The organism is Streptococcus sp. KCJ4932, assembly GCF_004352745.1.
Lineage (GTDB): Bacteria > Bacillota > Bacilli > Lactobacillales > Streptococcaceae > Streptococcus > Streptococcus ruminicola.
Window position 1 is genome coordinate 1 of the sequence record NZ_SJWW01000042.1, and the last position, 413, is coordinate 413.

Here is a 413-nt window from a genome sequence, read left to right on the forward strand (position 1 = left end):
TTTTACGATGATATGAAAAATAAGCTGGGCGCGGACGGTGATTTTGCCCAGGGTTATGTCATCGCCCACGAAGTCGGCCACCACGTACAAAAACTGTTAGGTATTGAGCCGAAAGTACGCCAGTTGCAGCAAAACGCGTCGCAAACGGAGGTGAATCGCCTTTCGGTGCGCATGGAGCTACAGGCGGATTGCTTTGCCGGCGTGTGGGGACACAGTATGCAGCAGCAAGGCGTACTGGAGGCGGGCGATCTGGAAGAGGCGCTCAATGCTGCACAGGCTATCGGCGACGATCGCTTACAGCAACAGGGGCAGGGGCGCGTCGTGCCGGATAGTTTTACTCACGGCACCTCAGAACAGCGCTACAGCTGGTTTAAGCGTGGATTTGACAGCGGTGACCCGGCGCAATGTAATAC

1 protein-coding gene is annotated in these 413 nt (G+C 55.9%); it reads left to right on the forward strand.

Annotated elements, in window-relative coordinates:
• Nucleotides 1-413 (forward strand): neutral zinc metallopeptidase (locus tag E0E02_RS09380; RefSeq protein WP_206282034.1); only part of this gene is annotated, 413 nt, incomplete at both ends.